This is a genomic window from Streptosporangium sp. NPDC053982, from assembly GCF_055585205.1.
On sequence record NZ_JBVJKQ010000002.1, the window covers coordinates 483,524 to 500,935 of the forward strand.

6 protein-coding genes are annotated in these 17,412 nt (G+C 74.6%); 5 read left to right on the forward strand and 1 reads right to left on the reverse strand.

Features of this window, described 5'->3' with window-relative positions; translation table 11 throughout:
* The first annotated feature begins 16 nt into the window (after positions 1 to 16).
* The 5 genes from ACZ6W9_RS05025 to nrfD all read left to right on the forward strand — a co-directional run bounded on the left by ACZ6W9_RS05025 (position 17) and on the right by nrfD (position 15,990).
* The gene (locus tag ACZ6W9_RS05025; protein ID WP_470116744.1) at positions 17 to 10,069 is read left to right on the forward strand and encodes a LysM peptidoglycan-binding domain-containing protein; all 10,053 of its coding nucleotides are present in this window, start codon (positions 17 to 19) and stop codon (positions 10,067 to 10,069) included.
* Between the two features lie 101 nt (positions 10,070 to 10,170).
* Positions 10,171 to 10,695, forward strand: coding sequence for a hypothetical protein (locus ACZ6W9_RS05030; protein ID WP_470116745.1), 525 nt, complete (start codon positions 10,171 to 10,173; stop codon positions 10,693 to 10,695).
* Between the two features lie 64 nt (positions 10,696 to 10,759).
* A complete protein-coding gene (gene fdh, locus ACZ6W9_RS05035) occupies positions 10,760 to 13,948 on the forward strand; it encodes a formate dehydrogenase (protein WP_470116746.1) in 3,189 nt (1,062 codons plus the stop codon).
* Positions 13,941 to 14,846, forward strand: a complete 906-nt coding sequence (locus ACZ6W9_RS05040; RefSeq protein WP_470116747.1) for a 4Fe-4S dicluster domain-containing protein — start codon at positions 13,941 to 13,943, stop codon at positions 14,844 to 14,846. Before fdh ends, ACZ6W9_RS05040 begins: the two co-directional genes overlap by 8 nt.
* Before the next feature lie 142 nt (positions 14,847 to 14,988).
* Complete coding sequence (gene nrfD, locus ACZ6W9_RS05045; RefSeq protein WP_470116748.1) at positions 14,989 to 15,990, forward strand: NrfD/PsrC family molybdoenzyme membrane anchor subunit; 1,002 nt, start codon at positions 14,989 to 14,991, stop codon at positions 15,988 to 15,990.
* Between the two features lie 17 nt (positions 15,991 to 16,007).
* Here nrfD and selD read toward each other — a convergent pair whose 3' ends face one another.
* On the reverse strand, positions 16,008 to 17,075 hold the full coding sequence (gene selD / locus ACZ6W9_RS05050; protein ID WP_470116769.1) for a selenide, water dikinase SelD: 1,068 nt from the start codon (positions 17,073 to 17,075) through the stop codon (positions 16,008 to 16,010).
* Between the last annotated feature and the right edge of the window lie 337 nt (positions 17,076 to 17,412).

Here is a 17,412-nt window from a genome sequence, read left to right on the forward strand (position 1 = left end):
CAATGGGGGAGATGGCGTGACCGTCAACACGGATTCCGCCGGGGGCCGCACCGGGGGCGGTTCCGGTGGAACCGGGATCAACCCCAGCGCCGCCGGGGGGGCCACCCCGCCCGACGTCATGGGCGGCGCCGCACCCGATGTCACGCCCGCGTGGGGTGAGAGCCTTCCGGCCTGGGCCGACACCCTGATCTCCTACCTCTCCTCGGGCCAGAACTGGCCGGAGGGGAGCGAGAGGCAGCTGTGGCAGCTCGCCACCCACTACCGTGAGCTGTGCGAGGGCCTGAGCTCCTGCGTCGAGCCGGGCGTCACGGCCGGCGGCATGATCCTGCAGTCGTGGACGGTGCCGGCGAGCAAGAAGTTCGCCGAGCACTTCGTCCAGGCGTACTCCCAGAACTCGGGCGTGCCCGTGATGACGCAGCAGGCGGCGGCCTACTTCCAGCAGGCCGACAACTTCGCGCGCGAGGTGCAGTACTCCAAGATCTCGATCAACGTCGCGTTCTGGATCGCCCTGATCGCGACCTTCATCGCCCTGCTCGCCGCCTTCTTCAGCGCCGGCGCCACCACCTCGGCGATCGGGCCCATCGCCGCGGCGGCCAGATCCAACATCGGCCGCATCCTCCAGCGGCTCGCCGTGGTCGCCGGACGCACCCCCGGCGGCGCGGTCGCCGGTCTGGCCGCCCGCGGGGCGGTCGGTCAGGGCGCCGTCCGGACGTTCCTCGCCGGCCACCTGGGCCGGGAGCTCGTCGAGGAGATCGGCGAAGAGGTCTTCATCGACGCCTACACCCAGCGCAAGCAGATGGAGATGGGCACCCGCACCAGCTGGGACTGGCAGCGGACCATGGCCTCGGGCGTCGGCGCGGCCGGCGGCGCGGTCATCGGCCTCAAGGCCGCCCCCCTGCTGAACAGGTTCTCCAACCGCATGCCGGTGCTGCGGCGGCTGAACGACTTCGGCGGCACGGACCCGGGGATCATGAACGCCGTCAGGCGGTTCCCCGGCCGCGCGGTGCAGACGGGCCTGAACAACATGGTCGCCTCGCCGGGCGGAAGCATCATCGCCAACACGCTCGTCTACCAGCAGAACCCGCTTGCGGCGCTACCGGACGGGGAGTCGCTCCTCGGGGCCGCGCTGGGCGGCGCCGGCCGGACGAACACGATCAGCCCGTTCAACCCCGACGTCGCCCTCGCGATCGCCCATCCCCGGGCGACCCTCGACAGCGCCTACGCGGCGGCGGCCGCCGCCGACGCCCGCCTGGCAGGCGGCGACCCGCCGGCCCCGCCGGGCGACCCGGCGGCGACGCCGGGGAACCAGCCCGGCCCCGGGAACCCTGGCACCAACCTCGCGAACGCCCCCGCACCCGATCCCGCAGCGGCCCCGGACCCCGGGAGCGGCCCGGCCGCAGGGAACGGTCCGAGCGCCGGCAACGGCCCGAGCCAGCCCGGCGCCCCGGCCGGGAGCGGCCAGACGGCGGGCGGGGCGCAGGGCCCGCAGGTCACGGGCGTCCCCCCGGTGGCCCCCGTCGCCACGGGCGGCACCCCGTCGACCGCCTCCACCCCGAGCACCGCCCCGTCCGGTCCCGCCTCGTCCGGTCCCGCCCCCGCCTCGTCCGGTCCCGCCCCCGCCTCGTCCGGTCCCGCCCCCGCCTCGTCCCCGAGCACGCCGGCCGCGCCGAACCCCTCGGGGACACCGGGTACGGCGAGCACCCCGGCGTCCTCCGCCCAGGGGACGCCGTCCCCGGGCACTCCGGCGGCGTCCACGCCGAGCGGTACGACGCCCGCTTCCGGGAACGCGCAGGGCGGAGCACCCGGAAACGCCCAGGGAACCCCCTCCGGTACGGCGCCGGCGTCCGCGCCCGACCCGGCCGCGGCTTCCGGGACGACCCCCGCTCCCGGAACGACCCCAGCTTCCGGTGCGGCTCCCGCTCCTGGGACGGCGCCCGACCCCGCCGCGGCCCCTGTCGCCGGTACGGCGCCGGCGTCCGCGCCCGACCCGGCCGCGGTTTCCGGGACGACCCCTGCCTCCGGTGCGGCTCCTGCTCCTGGGACGGCTCCGGATCCCGCCGTGGCTCCTGGGGCGGCCCCTGTCGCCGGTACGGCGCCGGCGTCCGCGCCCGACCCGGCCGCGGCTTCCGGGACGGCCCCCGCTTCCGGTGCGGCTCCCGCTCCTGGGACGGCTCCCGCCACGGCTCCGGCTCCCGCCACGGCTCCGGCTCCCGCCACGGCTCCGGCTCCCGCCACGGCGCCGGTCACCGCCCCCGCGGCGCAGGCCACCGCCCCCGCGGCGCAGGCCACCGCCGCGACCCCGGATCCCGCCGCCGCCCCCGACCCCGAGACCGCGTCGCGACTCGCAGGCACGGCGATCGACGAGGTCCTGAAGGTCGTGGCCCCCGACGCGATGCTGCTGCGGAGCGGTGACCTGCGGCTGACCGGGCCGAGCGGCGAGCTCGTCCACCTCTCCGCCGACTTTCTCGGCGGTGTGCGCGGGAGGCTGACGCTCCGGGCCGCGGACCGCGTCACCTCCGAACGGCTGCGTGCCGAGGCGGCGGCCTGGCTGGGCGCCGGACTCGCCGACGCCGAGGGCCGCAACCACACCGAGGGCGCGGTCGCGGCGCTCCACCGGCTGACCGAGGCGGCGCCCGAGACCGACGAAGCGGCCGTGCGGGTGACGCTGGAGTTGATGGTCGACACCGCCGGTCAGTGGGATCCCGCCCGGCTGGGCGACGGCGAGCGGCGGCTGATGCGCGACGCGGCCGGCCATCTGAGGGCGCCGGCGGACCCCCATGCCGACCTGCGGTCCGGCACGCAGGTCCGGACCGCGGAGGAGATCGCCCGGCTGGCGGAGGCCCTGGCCCCGGATCCCGCGGCGTCGGGCGCCACCGGACCGAACACCGCACCGGCCGCGGGCACCGGCACGAATCCCTCCGCGTCGCCTGAGCTCTCCGAGCTGACCGGCCGGGTGCGGGAACTGGGCGAGTCCCTGGCCGGCGCCAAGACCGGCCTGGAGGAGCGGGTGAAGTCCCACCGGGACGCCTCCCGACAGGCCGGGAAGAACATCGCGGGCAAACTCAAGGAAGCGGAGAAGGCGGAGAAGGAGCGCGACCGGGGGGCCCCGGAGCGGCGCCGCAAGGCCCTGGCCGATGTCCGGGTGGAGCGGGCGACCGGGGCGCGCCACAAGCGGGTCGCCGCCCGCTACCAGGAGGCCCGTGTACGGGCCGAGAGCGCACGCGCCGCCGTGGCGAAGGCGTCACGCGCCCTGGACGGCCTGACCGCCGAGGGACCGGCGGGCCGTACCGCCCAGCGGGTCGCCGAGGTCGCCCGGCTCGCCCGGGAGGCCGCCGAGGCCGTCGCCGCCTACGACGAGGCGGTGCGGGCGGCGCTTCCGCCGCGCGACGCCATGACCGGCAGCGTGCCCGCCGACCGGCTGCCCCACATGATCAAGCTGACCGGTGTGGTCAACCGGGTGCTGGCCGACCACGGAGTGGACCAGTCCTTCGCCCCGGACGAGCTGGAGCACGTTCTGGGGGCCCGGTTCCGGCGGGTGACGTCGGACGACGGCGTCGTCCTTCAGGTCGGCGGCGCGACGCGGGGAGAGCTGCGGATCAAACTGCGGATGGGCGACCTCGCGGAGATCGTCGATCCGAAGGTCAAGGCATCCGAGACGATGATCGGCGAGCTTCCCCAGGGCGGCCGGTCGGTGTCGACCAGTGGCGGCCGGAACAAGGGGATGTCGTTCGGCCTCAACGTCGTCGCGCTGGCCAAGACCCTGGCCGGGATGTTCCTGGCGCCGGACAACGGGGTGCGCGGGTTCATCGAGAACGTGCTGGACCCGTATGTCAAGGCCGAAGGCAGCTACGGCAGGTCCCGGTCGAGGGGAGAGGGCGGCAGCGCCTCCGAGTTCGCGCTGTTCGGCGGGGTCGAGGACAACCGGGGAGAGTCGATCCTGCTGGACGTCGCCGACGTCGCCTGGGACGTCGATTTCCGCCCCGCGGGGAAGACGGACTGGACGGCGCCCGAGACGGTCGACGCCCGATCCGGCAGCGAGGCCGAGGTCATCGCGTCGGCCGGGGACGCCAAGCGGCTGCGGGTGCTCGTCTCGCACGCCTACGCCGACCACGCCCCCGCCGAGACCGCCCAGCAGCCCGCGGCCCGCCGCGACCCGGACGGCCCGTTCCCCGAGCACGTGGTGATCTCGATGAGCGGGGCGGACGAGCGGGTCGACCACACGGTCGGTCTGCTCGGCGGACCCGAGGTGGGCGACGTGGCCCGCCGCCAGGTCCGCACCTTCATGGCGGACGACCTGCCGAGCCGGCTGTACGAGGCGATGAACCGTCCGGAGGGGCTCAGCCGGACCATCACCGACGGCGGCCGGCCGCTCGGCACGGTGCGGGTCCGCAGCCGGGTCGAGTGGGTCCCCGCCCCGGACGGGGCGCCGGCGCCGGAGATGGAACCGGTGGGCTCCGGCACCAACAAGCACCACCAGGAACGGCTGCGCGTCCAGTTCTCCGGCGCGTCGGGATCGACGTCGTCGGGCCGGTCGAGGAACACCGGCGGCACCGTGGGCGGCAAGGGCCCCCTCCCCGGGATGCTGTCCTCCGGCGGCGAGGCCACGGCCAAGGCGGCGTTCGGCTACTCCCGGGGGCGGTCCAGCACGACCGGCGCGAACACCGGGGGCACCATGATCCGCCCGGGTGTGTACCGCTACTCCGGTGACACCCAGGGGTACGTGGCCGTGGTGGTCCATGAGATCACGGTCCACCGGTTCGGCGAGGCCAAGCCCCGCCCCTCGTTCGTCCAGCGTTCCCGGGCGCTGATGCGGATCCCGCTGTCGCACGCCTACCGCTACGGCGCCAAGGTCGACGCGGACGGGATCGCGCGGGACGACTCCGGCGCGCCGCTCCGTAATCCCGACGGCTCGCCGGTGTTCCGGGACGACCCCAAGGCCGGGCCGCCGCCCGGCCGGAAGGCGGAGCTGCCCGGCTGGGAGACCGGCGACCCGGTCCGGGTCCGCGGCGCGGGACCGTCGGAGGTGCAGGACTTCACCCCGATCGACCGGACGGAGGTCGAGACGTACCTGCGTGAGCGCGGCATGCTGGCCCCGCTGGACGCCGACGGCAACGAGGTCCCGTCGACCGACCCGCGGGAATGGGCCAGCCACGAGAGGAACGCCCAGGAGCTGCAGGAGCAGCTCGACGAGCGCCGGGTGGCCGCCGCCTACGACCAGGGCGCCCAGGACGGCATCCAGATGACCTTCACTCTTGACCGCACCGGCCGGGCTCCGGAGAGGGTCACGCTGGTGCTGACGCTCGACCAGCACGAGGTGGGCTCCTGGCAGTACACCGACGCGGAGGTCCCCGTCGACCTGGACATCGACTCCGAGACGTCCGGGCTGTCGCGCGGCGAGTCGGCGAGTCACGACATGAGGGTCGAGGGCGGGCGCGACGACAAGAGCGCGGACGGGGAGAGCACGGGCTCCCGGGGCGGGGGCTACACCTACAGCAGGGGCGTCAACTCCGGGTCGTCCCAGGGCGGCACGGTCAACCAGGTGATCCTCGGGGAGAACACCGGGCTGACGGCGGTCGCCAAGCGGAACCACACGGTGAGGATCGCCGACATCGAGTCCATGGCGGACCCCATCACCACCCAGCAGGGCAGCTCCCTGCTGATGGTGCCCGCGGACCTGCTGCCCGAGGACGACCCGGGAAACGGCTCCGTGCGGACCCCGACGCCGCACCCGACCTCCCGCGCCACGCTGCGCCGCGCCACGCTACGGGCCGTGGACACCGGCGACCTGCTGCAACGGGTCCTGCCCAAGTTGCCGAGGTGGGTGCGGTCGCATCCGGTGATCGTCAACATGCTGGCGTCCTTCCTCAACGCCCGCGCCTTCATGGCGCAGCCGGACCGGATGTTCGGCGAGGCCGGCATGGAGCTCGCCGTACGGTCCCGGGGCGTGCGCCGCTTCCGCGCGCCGGTGTGGGTCCGCGGCCGCGCGGGGGAGTCGGAGTTCGTCGGCGCGGTCGACCACGTGAGCGGCGACATCAACCTCACCCTGGGCAGCCAGTCCGCCTCCGCCGGCCGGACCCGAGGTCACGCGGGCGACGTCTCGGTGTCCCGCGGGTTCAGTCAGGAGTCGGCGCCCAAGGCCGGCGGCGGGCTCAGCGGATCGGCGTCGCGGAGCACCGCGGTCTCCGCGCAGGAACTCGGCATCTGGGGCCGGGAGCGGCTGGTCATCGAGACCGGCAAGCACTACGTCTTCCGGATGAGCGCCGACTTCGACGTCACCGTCGGCGTCCCCGGCTCGCCGAACGCCAAGGTGGTCAGCGCGCCGGGCCGTCCCGTCGTCTACATGATCCCCGAGCGTGACGCCCTGCGCCTGTACGCCCAGGGAGAGCTGCGGCTGCCGGTGGACCAGCTGGCCGACGTGATGGAGCGATACCTCGACGGCAACCTGGAGATCGCCCCGGACGTCGCGGCCCCGCTGGTCGGCCGCTACCTCAGCGAGCAGACGGCCGCCCGCCGCGCCGGCACGCCGCTGCCCGTGCTGACCGCCGGCCACACCGCCGAGCGGATGGTGGGGAGGCTCGACGCGCTCTCCGACGGCCGGTACGGCGTGCCGGGGCACACCCGGAACCCGGGCCGCCGGCTGGCCCGCATGATCGCCTACGAGCGCGCCAGGACCGCGGTCCTGGAGAAGCTGCTGGACGACCCCGACGTGAAGCTGAGCAGGCGCGAGCGGGCGGTGGCCCCGGAGGTGGCCACGCTCCCCGAGCATCTCAGGGACGCCATGGGCCAGACCGGCGTCGAGGAGCTCGTGCTGAAGCGGAACGGCGAGGAGACCGAGCTGTTCGACGAGGTGCTCGCCGCGGTCGAGAAGAGGGCTCCGGGGGCGACGCGCAGGAACCGGGCGCTGTGGCGCAGCCTGTTCCGCGACTTCAGCGGCAAGCGGTGGCACGGCAAGCTCGACAGCATGCTGGACCCGGACGGGGCGCCGCACACCTACACCGCGCGCGTCCGGGGCAACGACGGCCGGCCGCTGACCGTCCGGGTCAAGATGGAGTTCGTCGGCCCGCCGAGACTGCTGAACCGGACGAGAGCGGCCGGAGTGATCGTCCAGGACTACGCCTACCAGGACAACTCCTGGTCGGAGTCGTTCAACATCGCGTTCGGCGGCGGCGTGAACGGCGAGGGCACGCCCGCGGCCCTCGGCGGCGCGGTGGGCGGGGACGCCAAGGTGCAGGCCGGCGTCAGCCAATCCACCTCCGGGTCGGCCGGCGAGCAGTTCACCCGGCTCCAGCGGATCGCCTCCTTCAACGGCATGGACCGGGTCGCCCACGCGGTGAAGGTCACCGTGGAGGTCGACCGGCCGGGCCGCCGCGGGCGCGGGCGCCGGCCCGTCGTGACGGAGCTGAAGGGCCACCTGAACCGCCTCGTGCCGTCCGAGCTGGTGGAGGCGGCGAAGGCGGCGGAGTCGAACACGCCCGCGGACACCCGGCCGCTGGCTTTCCCGAGGACGTTCTTCACCGAGTCGACGCATGCCCCCGGGCTCTTCCAGGCCGTGTACGACGGGCTGTCCCGTCGCGACGTCCTCGGCCGCAGGGGCGCCCGCCGTTACCGGCACGATCTGGAGCACACGCTCACCGCCATGGCGCGGAACGCCAACCTGCGGAGGATGGCCGGGCCGAACGGCCACCGGATCGCGAGGTTCCCCGTGCCGGGCCGTCCCGGCCAGGTGGTGGACGTACGGGTCCGGGCCGTCCCCTCGCAGGTGCGCGTCCTCGCCGCGGGGCGCGCGGACGTCGAGTTGGGTGACGTGGAGCGCAGCCAGGCGACCTCCGGAGAAGCCGTCGAGTCGGGCCGGTCGCACGGCGTCTCCGGAGGGGGCGGCCACGGCCCGTCCGGGGTGAACGTGCACGGCTCCACCGGGCGGCAGACCTCCGAGCGGATCTCCGGGACCACCGGCAGCCGCGCCGAGACCAGCGGTTTCCGCAGGGGCGACGTCACCACGGTCCGGACGCGGATCGACTACCACGTCACGTTCGAGCGCAGGTCGGTCGTACCCGGCAGGCCGTTCTACCGGCGGGTCGAGATCCTCGGCGCCGCGGCCGGCCGCGCCGACGTGACCCTGTTCGAGGAGGGCATGGCGGAGGCCCGCCGCGAGCAGGGGGCGCCCCCGGTCCGCGGCGGAGGCTGGCGCTTCGGCGAGCCGGCGGTACGGCGTGAGCCCGGCCGCGGCTGGCGGGCCCGGTGGACGCGGGGGAGCGGCGGGCCCACGACCCGGTTCTCCCTGGACGAGCTGTCCCGGCAGTCGCAGGGCGATCCGGACTTCGACGCCGCCGAGCCGTACCGGTCGCTGGCCGAGCACGCACGGCGGAGGGCGCCGGGCATCCGGAGGTCCGGCGCGCCGCTTCTGCTCACGGTCGACATCGGCCCGGAGTGGCAGGCGGCACGGGTGAACGACGCGCGGGCGCTCGCCCGCGAGCTCGGCGTCCCCGTCCACCTGGAGGTCCGCGGTCCCGGCGGCGTCGTGCGCCCCTACCTCGCCACGCCGGACGGCGGGCTGCTGAGCGCCGCGCTGGATCCGACGGGCCGGCGGGTCGTCGGGGTGCCCGACGGCGGGTTCGCCGCCGCGTTCGCCGCGCTCCCCCCGGCGCTGGTGGCCGCCGCCGACGGCCGGATGGACCTGCGCGCCCTGTACGACCGCCTGCCGGAGGGCGGCGACTTCACCGCGATGGTCGACCGGGAGCTGAGCCCGCCCGGCGTTCCGGCGGCCCCCGCGACGAGCGCCGCGTCGCACACCGTGAACCAGGCCCAGCCGGTCGGCGGCACCTACCAGGGTTCCGTCACCTCCGCGCCGGGCGGCGCCCCCTCCGCGGGCGGCGGCTCGTTCGCGGCGACGGCGCCGCAGATCCCCGGGACGGCGTTCACGGTGGACATCCGGGCGCCCCACCTGCCGGACCTGACCCACGACGAGGTCCGGACGGCACTGGGGCAGGCCGGGCCGTCCGTCCTCGGCCGGGGCGTCCGGGACCACCGCTGGTCGGCCGACGGCTCGACGCTGGTCGTGGAGCTGCGGAACGGCGACACGCACCACTTCCGGGTCCGGATCGGCCGGCCCAGGAGGCGGCTGAGCTGGGACCGGACGGCGGGGATGCCGGTGGTGCACTTCGGCCCGTCGTCGCGGCTGATGGGGCGGACGAAGTTGCGGACGGGCAGCGCCGAGGACCCGTCCGAGATGCTGCTGACGAGCCGGCCGGACCCGAAGGCGGTGGCGCGGCTGGTGGGTCACGAGGTCGGCCACGCCCTGCAGCGGAAGGCCGCCGCCGACCATCGGGCCGGGCCGGCCCCGTTCCGCCGCCTGCTGGCCGCGGTCGGCGAGGCCGCGCGCCACGACTACTGCATGGACGTCCGCTACGACGAGTACCGGCACCTCGCGGACGGCTGGCGGGCGGCCCGCACCGAGGACGAGCGCGCCTACCACGCGCACGAGATCGAAGGGCTGAGGCGGCTCATGCTGGCCGACGGCCACGTCCCGCCCGTGCCGCCCTGGGAGGCCGGCGGGGCGCAGCGGATCGGCGCCGGAATCGGCCTGGACAGCCTGCTCAACCACTCCGAACCGAAGGTCGAGACGAGGGACGAATACTGGGGGCGGATGCGCAGGCTCACCAACTCCACCGGCTGGATCCCGCCGGAGGAGTGCGCCTGCCCGCCCGACGGCCCGTGCGTCTGCGGACTGCGTCCCCAGACGCCGCCGGACGGCACGCCTCCCTCGCCCCCAAGGGACGCGCCGGTCCCGAAGCCGCGGGATCCGGAGGATCCCTCCGGCCGGCTGGAAGGGCCCGCGGAGCCCCGGCAACCGCGGGACGACGAGGCCACGCCACCGCCCGGCCGCCGGGTGACGGTCTCCCAGAACACCTCGCTCTGGTCGCTGGCCGAGCGGTACTACGGCGAGGGCGGCCACTGGCAGGTCATCTGGGAGCGCAACCGGGGCGTGATCGGTGATAGACCCGGGATGCTCCAGGAGGGGATGGAACTCATCATTCCCGAACTGACCCAGAACTCCGGCCACGGTGGATAGAACGGGCGTGCCGGGTGAGCGGGTGGCCCGCCGTACGGCGGCCGGGCGGACCGGGGGAGCCGGTGGCCCACGGTGAGCGGTCCGATGAGAGGAGGGGTGAGATGTCGTTTCCGGTGGCGCGGAGCAGGGACGAGGCACTCCTCTACCTGGACCTGAGCCCGTGCGCCTGCGGATCGACCGGCACCGCCTGGGAGGGCGGGCTGGTGACCGTGGCGGGCGATCCGGTCTCCCGCTACGCCGGGACCTGCTCCGGCTGCGGCGCCGTACGGGAGTCCCTGTTCGCCCTGCCCGAGCGGGAGGTCGCGCCCACGCGGTTCCCGGCGTTCGGCGGGCCGGAGCCGTCGCGGCTGCTGGACGCCGGGGAGTGGCTCTGGGTGGCCGACACCGTCGCGGGGAACGCCCCGGCGGGTCCGGGCGAGGCCGCGCCGGCGCTGGCGGTCGCCGTGGCGGCGGTGGAGGAGGTCGTCAAGTTCGTCCCGCCCGGCCGGGACGAGGTGCCCGGGGAGGCGTTCTGGACCGAGCGCGGCAGGCGGGTGCGGGACGCCGGACCGGGGAGGTTCCGTCTCGACCGCCTGCTGGTCGTCCGCGACGCCTACCGGACCCTGGCCGCTCAAAAGACGACATGACAGCAGATATGGAGAAAGCCGAAAAGCGGATTAGCCCGCCAGGAGCATGGGTAACAAGAGGCGCATGACACGGGAGAGAGGGATCTTCCGCTGGCCGGTCCTCCGGCAGCTGAGGGGCGAGGATCCCCGGAGCGAAGCGGCGCGGTCGGCGCGGACCGACGCGCTCCGCCCCCGTGTCGAGCAGGCGGACAAGGTTGCGCGGTCGGTGTGCCCGTTCTGCGCGGTCGGCTGCGGCCAGCTGGTCTACGCCAAGGACGGCCGGGTCACCCAGATCGAGGGCGACCCCGACTCCCCCATCTCCCGGGGGCGCCTGTGCCCCAAGGGCTCGGCCAGCAAGCAGCTCGTCAACCGCCCCGACCGGCAGAGGACGGTGCTCTACCGGCGCCCGCACGGCACGGAGTGGGAGCCACTCGACCTCGGCACCGCGATGGACATGATCGCCGACCGGGTGGTCCGCACCCGGCGGGAGACCTGGCAGCATGAGGAGGACGGCAAGGTCGTCCGGCGCACCCTGGGCATCGCCAGCCTGGGCGGAGCGACGCTGGACAACGAAGAGAACTACCTGATGAAGAAGCTCTACACCGCCCTCGGCGCCGTACAGGTGGAGAACCAGGCCCGTATTTGACACTCCTCCACCATCCCCGGTCTGGGGATCAGCTTCGGGCGTGGCGGCGCCACGGACTTCCAGCAGGATCTGGCCGAGTCCGACTGCATCGTCATCCAGGGCTCCAACATGGCCGAGTGCCACCCGGTGGGCTTCCAGTGGGTGATGGAGGCCAAGGCCCGGGGGGCGAAGGTCTTCCACATCGACCCGCGCTTCACGCGGACCAGCGCGCTCGCCGACCGGTACCTGCCGATCCGCGCGGGCACCGACATCGTGCTGCTCGGCGCGCTGATCAACCACGTGCTGACGAACGGGCTCGACTTCCGCGAGTACGTCCTGGCCTACACCAACGCCTCGACGATCGTCTCGGCGGACTTCCGGGACACCGAGGACCTCGACGGGCTGTTCTCCGGCTACGACGCCGAAGGACACAAGTACGACCCGTCGAGCTGGGCCTACGAGGGCGCGGAGGAGGAGGCCGCGGCCGGGGAGCGCCCGGAGCAGCTTGAGGGCGGCGCCCAGCACGCCGAGGCGGCCGGCCCGCACCAGTACGGCTCGGGCGGCCCCGCCATGCTGGCCACGCCGTCCACCGACCCGACGCTGAACCACCCGCGCTGCGTCTACCAGATCCTCAAGCGGCACTTCTCCCGCTACACCCCGGAGACGGTGGCCGAGGCGTGCGGCATCGAGCCGGAGGCGTTCGCCGAGCTGGCCGAGGCGATCACCGCCAACTCCGGCCGGGAGCGCACCACCGCCTGGGTGTACTCGGTCGGCTGGACCCAGCACTCGGTGGGCGCGCAGTACATCCGCGCGGGCGCCATCCTGCAGCTGCTGCTCGGCAACGTGGGACGGCCCGGCGGCGGCATCCTGGCGCTGCGCGGCCACGCCAGCATCCAGGGCTCCTCCGACATCCCGACGCTGTTCAACATCCTGCCCGGCTACCTGCCGATGCCGCACGCCCACCGGCACGAGGACCTCGACGGCTACGTCGCCGCCGCGGGCGCCGACACCGGGTTCTGGGGCAGGAAGCGCTCCTACATGGTGAGCCTGCTCAAGGCGTGGTGGGGCGACGCGGCCACCCCGGACAACGACTTCCGCTTCGACCACCTGCCGCGCCTCACCGGCGACCACGGCCACTACACGACCGTGCTGGGACAGATCGACGGCACCGTCAAGGGCTACTTCGTGGTCGGCGAGAACCCCGCGGTCGGCTCCTCCGGCGGAAAGCTCCAGCGGCTCGGGCTCGCCAACCTCGACTGGCTGGTGGTGCGCGACCTGCGGCTCGTGGAGACCGCCACCTTCTGGAAGGACGGCCCGGAGCTGGAGACCGGGGAGATGCGCACCGAGGACATCGGCACCGAGGTGTTCTTCATGCCCGCCGCCAGCCACGTCGAGAAGGAAGGCACCTTCACCAACACCCAGCGGCTGCTGCAGTGGCGTGAGAAGGCGGTCGACCCGCCGGGCGACGCCCGCAGCGACCTCTGGTTCTACCACCACCTCGCCAAGCGGATCAGGCAGCGTTTGTCCGACGACGACATCGACCTGCCGCTGCGCGAGCTGACCTGGGACTACCCCGAGCACGGCGAGCACGCCGAGCCGTCGGCCGAGGCGGTGCTGCGCGAGATCAACGGCACCGGCCCCGATGGACGGGCCCTGTCGGCCTACACCGAGCTGGAGCCGGACGGCTCCACCCGGTGCGGCTGCTGGATCTACTGCGGCGTCTACGCCGACGAGGTCAACCAGGCCGCCCGCCGCAAGTCACGCCACGAGCAGGACCGGATCGCCCGGGAATGGGGCTGGGCCTGGCCGGCCAACCGGCGCATCCTGTACAACCGCGCCTCCGCCGACCCCGAGGGCCGTCCGTGGAGCGAGCGCAAGAAGCTCGTCTGGTGGGACGAGGACAAGGGCGAGTGGACCGGCCTCGACGTGCCGGACTTCGAGAAGGACAAGCCACCGCACTACCTGCCCCCGGACGAGGCCACGGCCGAGGACGCCATCTCCGGCAGCGCGCCGTTCATCATGCAGGCCGACGGCAAGGGCTGGCTGTACGCCCCGGCGGGCATGGCCGACGGGCCGATGCCCACGCACTACGAGCCGCACGAGTCGCCCGTGCCCAACGCGCTGTACGGCCGGCGGGCCAACCCCTGCCGGAAGGTCTACGACCGCCCGGAGGTGGTCTACAACCCGGCGGAGTCGTCGCGCTTCCCGTACGTGCTGACGACCTACCGGCTGACCGAGCACCACACGGCGGGCGGCATGAGCCGGACGCTTCCCTACCTCGCCGAGCTCCAGCCGGAGCTGTTCTGCGAGGTGTCGCCCCGGCTGGCCGAGGAGATCGGCCTGGTCAACGGCGGCTGGGCGACGATCGTGACGTCGCGCGCCGCGATCGAGGCCCGCGTCCTGGTGACCGGCCGGATCCGCCCGCTGCGGCTCGACGGCCGCCGGATCGAGCAGGTCGGCCTGCCGTACCACTGGGGCTGGGGCGGCGGCGTGGTGACCGGCGACGTGACCAACGACCTGATGCCCGTGGTGCTCGACCCGAACGTCTACATCCAGGAGGGCAAGGCCGCGACCTGCGACATCCGGCCCGGCCGGCGTCCCAGGGGACCTGCTCTGCTCGAACTGATGGAGGAGTACCGCCGTGGCTGAGCGGGTGGGGTTCTTCACCGACACGAGCGTCTGCATCGGATGCAAGGCGTGCGAGGTGGCGTGCAAGGAGTGGAACGACGTCCCCGACGACGGGTTCGTCTTCCGCGCGACCTCCTACGACAACACCGGCGGCCTCGGTGCGAGCACCTGGCGGCACGTGGCGTTCATCGAGCAGCGCGTCCCCGCCCCCGCGTCCGCCCCCGCCTCCGCTCCCGGGGACGGCGGGTCCGGCGGGCCGTCCGGGGCCGGGGAGCCGCCCGCCGACTCGGTGGGTCCCGGCGTCGAGACCGGCCCGGACGGCGAACGGCCCGGCGCCGTGGCCGGCGGGCCGGTGGACCGCTGGCTGATGGCCTCCGACGTGTGCAAGCACTGCACGCACGCCGCCTGCCTGGACGTCTGCCCCACCGGCGCGCTGTTCCGCACCGAGTTCGAAACGGTGGTGGTGCAGGCCGACGTGTGCAACGGCTGCGGGTACTGCGTGCCGGCCTGCCCCTACGGCGTGATCGACCGCCGGGAGGACGACGGCCGGGCGTTCAAGTGCACGATGTGCTACGACCGGCTGCGCGGCGGCCTGGAACCGGCCTGCGCCAAGGCGTGCCCGACCGAGTCCATCCAGTTCGGCCCGCTGGACGAGCTGCTCGCCCGCGCCGAGGAGCGGGTGACGGAGCTCCACGGGCAGGGCAGGACCGAGGCCCGGCTGTACGGCGCCGACCCCACCGACGGCGTGGGCGGCGACGGCGCGTTCTTCCTGCTGATGGACGAGCCGGAGGTGTACGGCCTGCCGCCCGACCCGGTGGTCACCACCCGCGACCTGCCCGCGATGTGGGGCTGGGCCGCGGGCGCGGCGCTGTCCATGGCCGGCGTCATGGCCGCGGCGTTCCTGCGGGGAAAGCGGTGAGGCGGCGTCCGGAGCCGCTGGTTCCCGGGACCGTTCGGGTGGTCGCCGGGAGTGTGCCGCCGGTTCCCGGAACCGTTCCGGTGGGAACGCGCGACACGACGGACGCGACCGGTGCCCCGCGGCCCGGCGGAAGGGGAACGCGGTGGTGAGGCGCGAGGACACGATGGTGCCCGAGGCCGAGTTCCGGTCCTACTACGGGCAGCCGGTGATCAAGGCCCCGGTCTGGCATGTGCCCCACATGCCGCTCTACCTCTACCTCGGCGGGCTGTCCGGCGGGGCGTCGCTGATGTCGGCTGCGGCCCGGCTCGCCGGGCACGACCGGCTCGGGCTCACCGCCCGCGTCACCGCCGCCGCCGGGGCCGTCCTCGGCGCGGGCTTCCTGGTCGCCGAACTCGGCAGGCCCGAGCGGTTCCTCAACATGCTGCGGATCTTCAAGCCCACCTCGCCGATGAGCGTGGGCTCCTGGGTCCTGGCCGCGCACAGCGGGCTGACCGCGCTCGCCACCGCCTCGGCGGTGACGTCCGCCGCGCCCGCATCGGTCGTCGCGGCCCGGTTGCCCCGGAGGGTCGCCGCCCTGCTGCCCGCCGCCGGGGACGCCGCGGCCATGGTCACCGCCCTGACCGGCCCGCTGATGGCGACCTACACGGCCGTGCTCGTCGCCGACACCGCCGTGCCGGCCTGGCACGAGGCGCACCGGGAGCTGCCGTTCCTGTTCGCCGGGAGCGCCCTGGCCAGCGCGGGCGCCGTGGGCATGCTGGCCACCCCCCGCGCCCAGGCGGGCCCGGCCCGCGTCGCCGCCGCGGCCGGGGCGGCCGTCGAGCTGGCCGCGGGCGCGGTGATCGAACGCCGGCTCGGCCTGGTCGGTGAGCCGTACCGGGAGGGGAAGTCCGGCCGCCTGATGCGGGCCGCCCGCGCCCTCACCGCCGGCGGCGGCCTGCTCGCCGCGGTCGCCGGCCGCAGCCGCACGCTGACCGTGCTGTCCGGCCTCGCGCTGACCGGCGGGGCCCTGTGCACCCGGTTCGGCGTCCTGGAGGCCGGCCGGGCCTCGGCCGCCGACCCGAAGTACACCGTGGTGCCCCAGCGTCAGCGCCTGGAGTCGGGCGACCGCGCCTCCACCCCGGCCCCGTCCCGCTCCTGGCCTTAGACCCCCGCCGGGGCGGGTCAGCGCAGCCGCAGGGCCGTGCCGTCGAAGGGGAGGAGCTCACCGACGACCGGCGCGCCGGGCACCTCGCCCGCCACCAGCAGGCCGCCGGAGGTCTGGGCGTCGGCCAGCAGCAGCACGTCCTCCTCAGCCACGGTTCCGGTGTCCAGGTGCGGCTCCACCCAGGCGAGGTTGCGGCGGGTGCCGCCGCTGACGTGACCGTCGCGTACGGCCTCGCGGGCGCCCTCCAGGTACGGCACGGCCGCCGCGTCCACCACGGCCGTGAGGCCGCTCGCCCTGGCCAGCTTGTACAGGTGACCGAGCAGGCCGAAGCCGGTCACGTCGGTGGCGCATCGGGCGCCCGCGGCGAGCGCCGCCCGGGAGGCGTCCCGGTTGAGGGTGGTCATCGTGGCGACGGCCTGGGGGAAGACCTCGCCGGTGGCCTTGTGCCGGGTGTTGAGCACCCCGACGCCGAGCGGCTTGGTCAGCGACAGCGGCAGCCCGGCCCGGCCCGCGTCGATGCGCAGCAGCCGCTCCGGGTCGGCCAGGCCGGTGACGGCCATGCCGTACTTCGGCTCGGGGTCGTCCACGCTGTGGCCGCCCGCGACGTGGCAGCCCGCGGCGCGGGCCACGTCCAGGCCGCCGCGCAGCACCTCCTTCGCCAGGTCCATCGGCAGCCGCTCGCGGGGCCAGCCGAGGAGGTTGACCGCGACGAGCGGCTCGCCGCCCACCGCGTAGACGTCGGACAGGGCGTTGGCCGCGGCGATCCGTCCCCAGTCGTAGGGGTCGTCCACCACGGGCGTGAAGAAGTCGGCGGTGGCGACCACGGCCCGGCCGCCCTCGATCCTGACGACGGCGGCGTCGTCGCCGTCGTCCAGGCCCACGACCAGCTCACCCAGCGGCGCGGGCGCGCCGTCGGCGGACCCGCCCTCCCCGGCCGCGCCCTCCGCCGGCCGCCGCACGAGGCCCGCCACGACGGCCTCCAGCTCCCCGGGCGGGATCTTGCAGGCGCACCCGCCGCCGTGCGCGTACTGCGTCAGCCGGACCCGCTCCGATGGGCCCGCCCCGAAGCCGGGTTCCGCCGTCATGCCCGTCATGCCGCGTCCTCTCGGGTACCCGTGACGCGCCGGTCCGGCGCGCGGCCCTCTCCTACCCGGCTCACCGTACGCCCATACTGAGGCGCGGGTGAGCATGGATTCCAGCTCGGACATGTCGGTCTCGGCGAGCTCGGTGTCGAAGCGGACGAGTTGGTCGTCGGGCAAGGACGCACGGATCTCCCGGATGGTCCGCAACAGGTGCGCGTCATCCGAGCGAACAGGGGGCGACATGCCATACGCCGGGCACATCATCCCTCCTTCCCCGCCTGAAGTTCACGCCTCCATATTCGTGTCGGACCTCGAAAGAGGAACAGACCCCATGGTGACC

Coding starts and splice junctions, on each gene's coding strand:
- selD (WP_470116769.1), bottom strand. CDS start 17,075: ATGACGGCGGAACCCGGCTTCGGGGCGGGCCCATCGGAGCGGGTCCGG.
- ACZ6W9_RS05030 (WP_470116745.1), top strand. CDS start 10,171: ATGTCGTTTCCGGTGGCGCGGAGCAGGGACGAGGCACTCCTCTACCTG.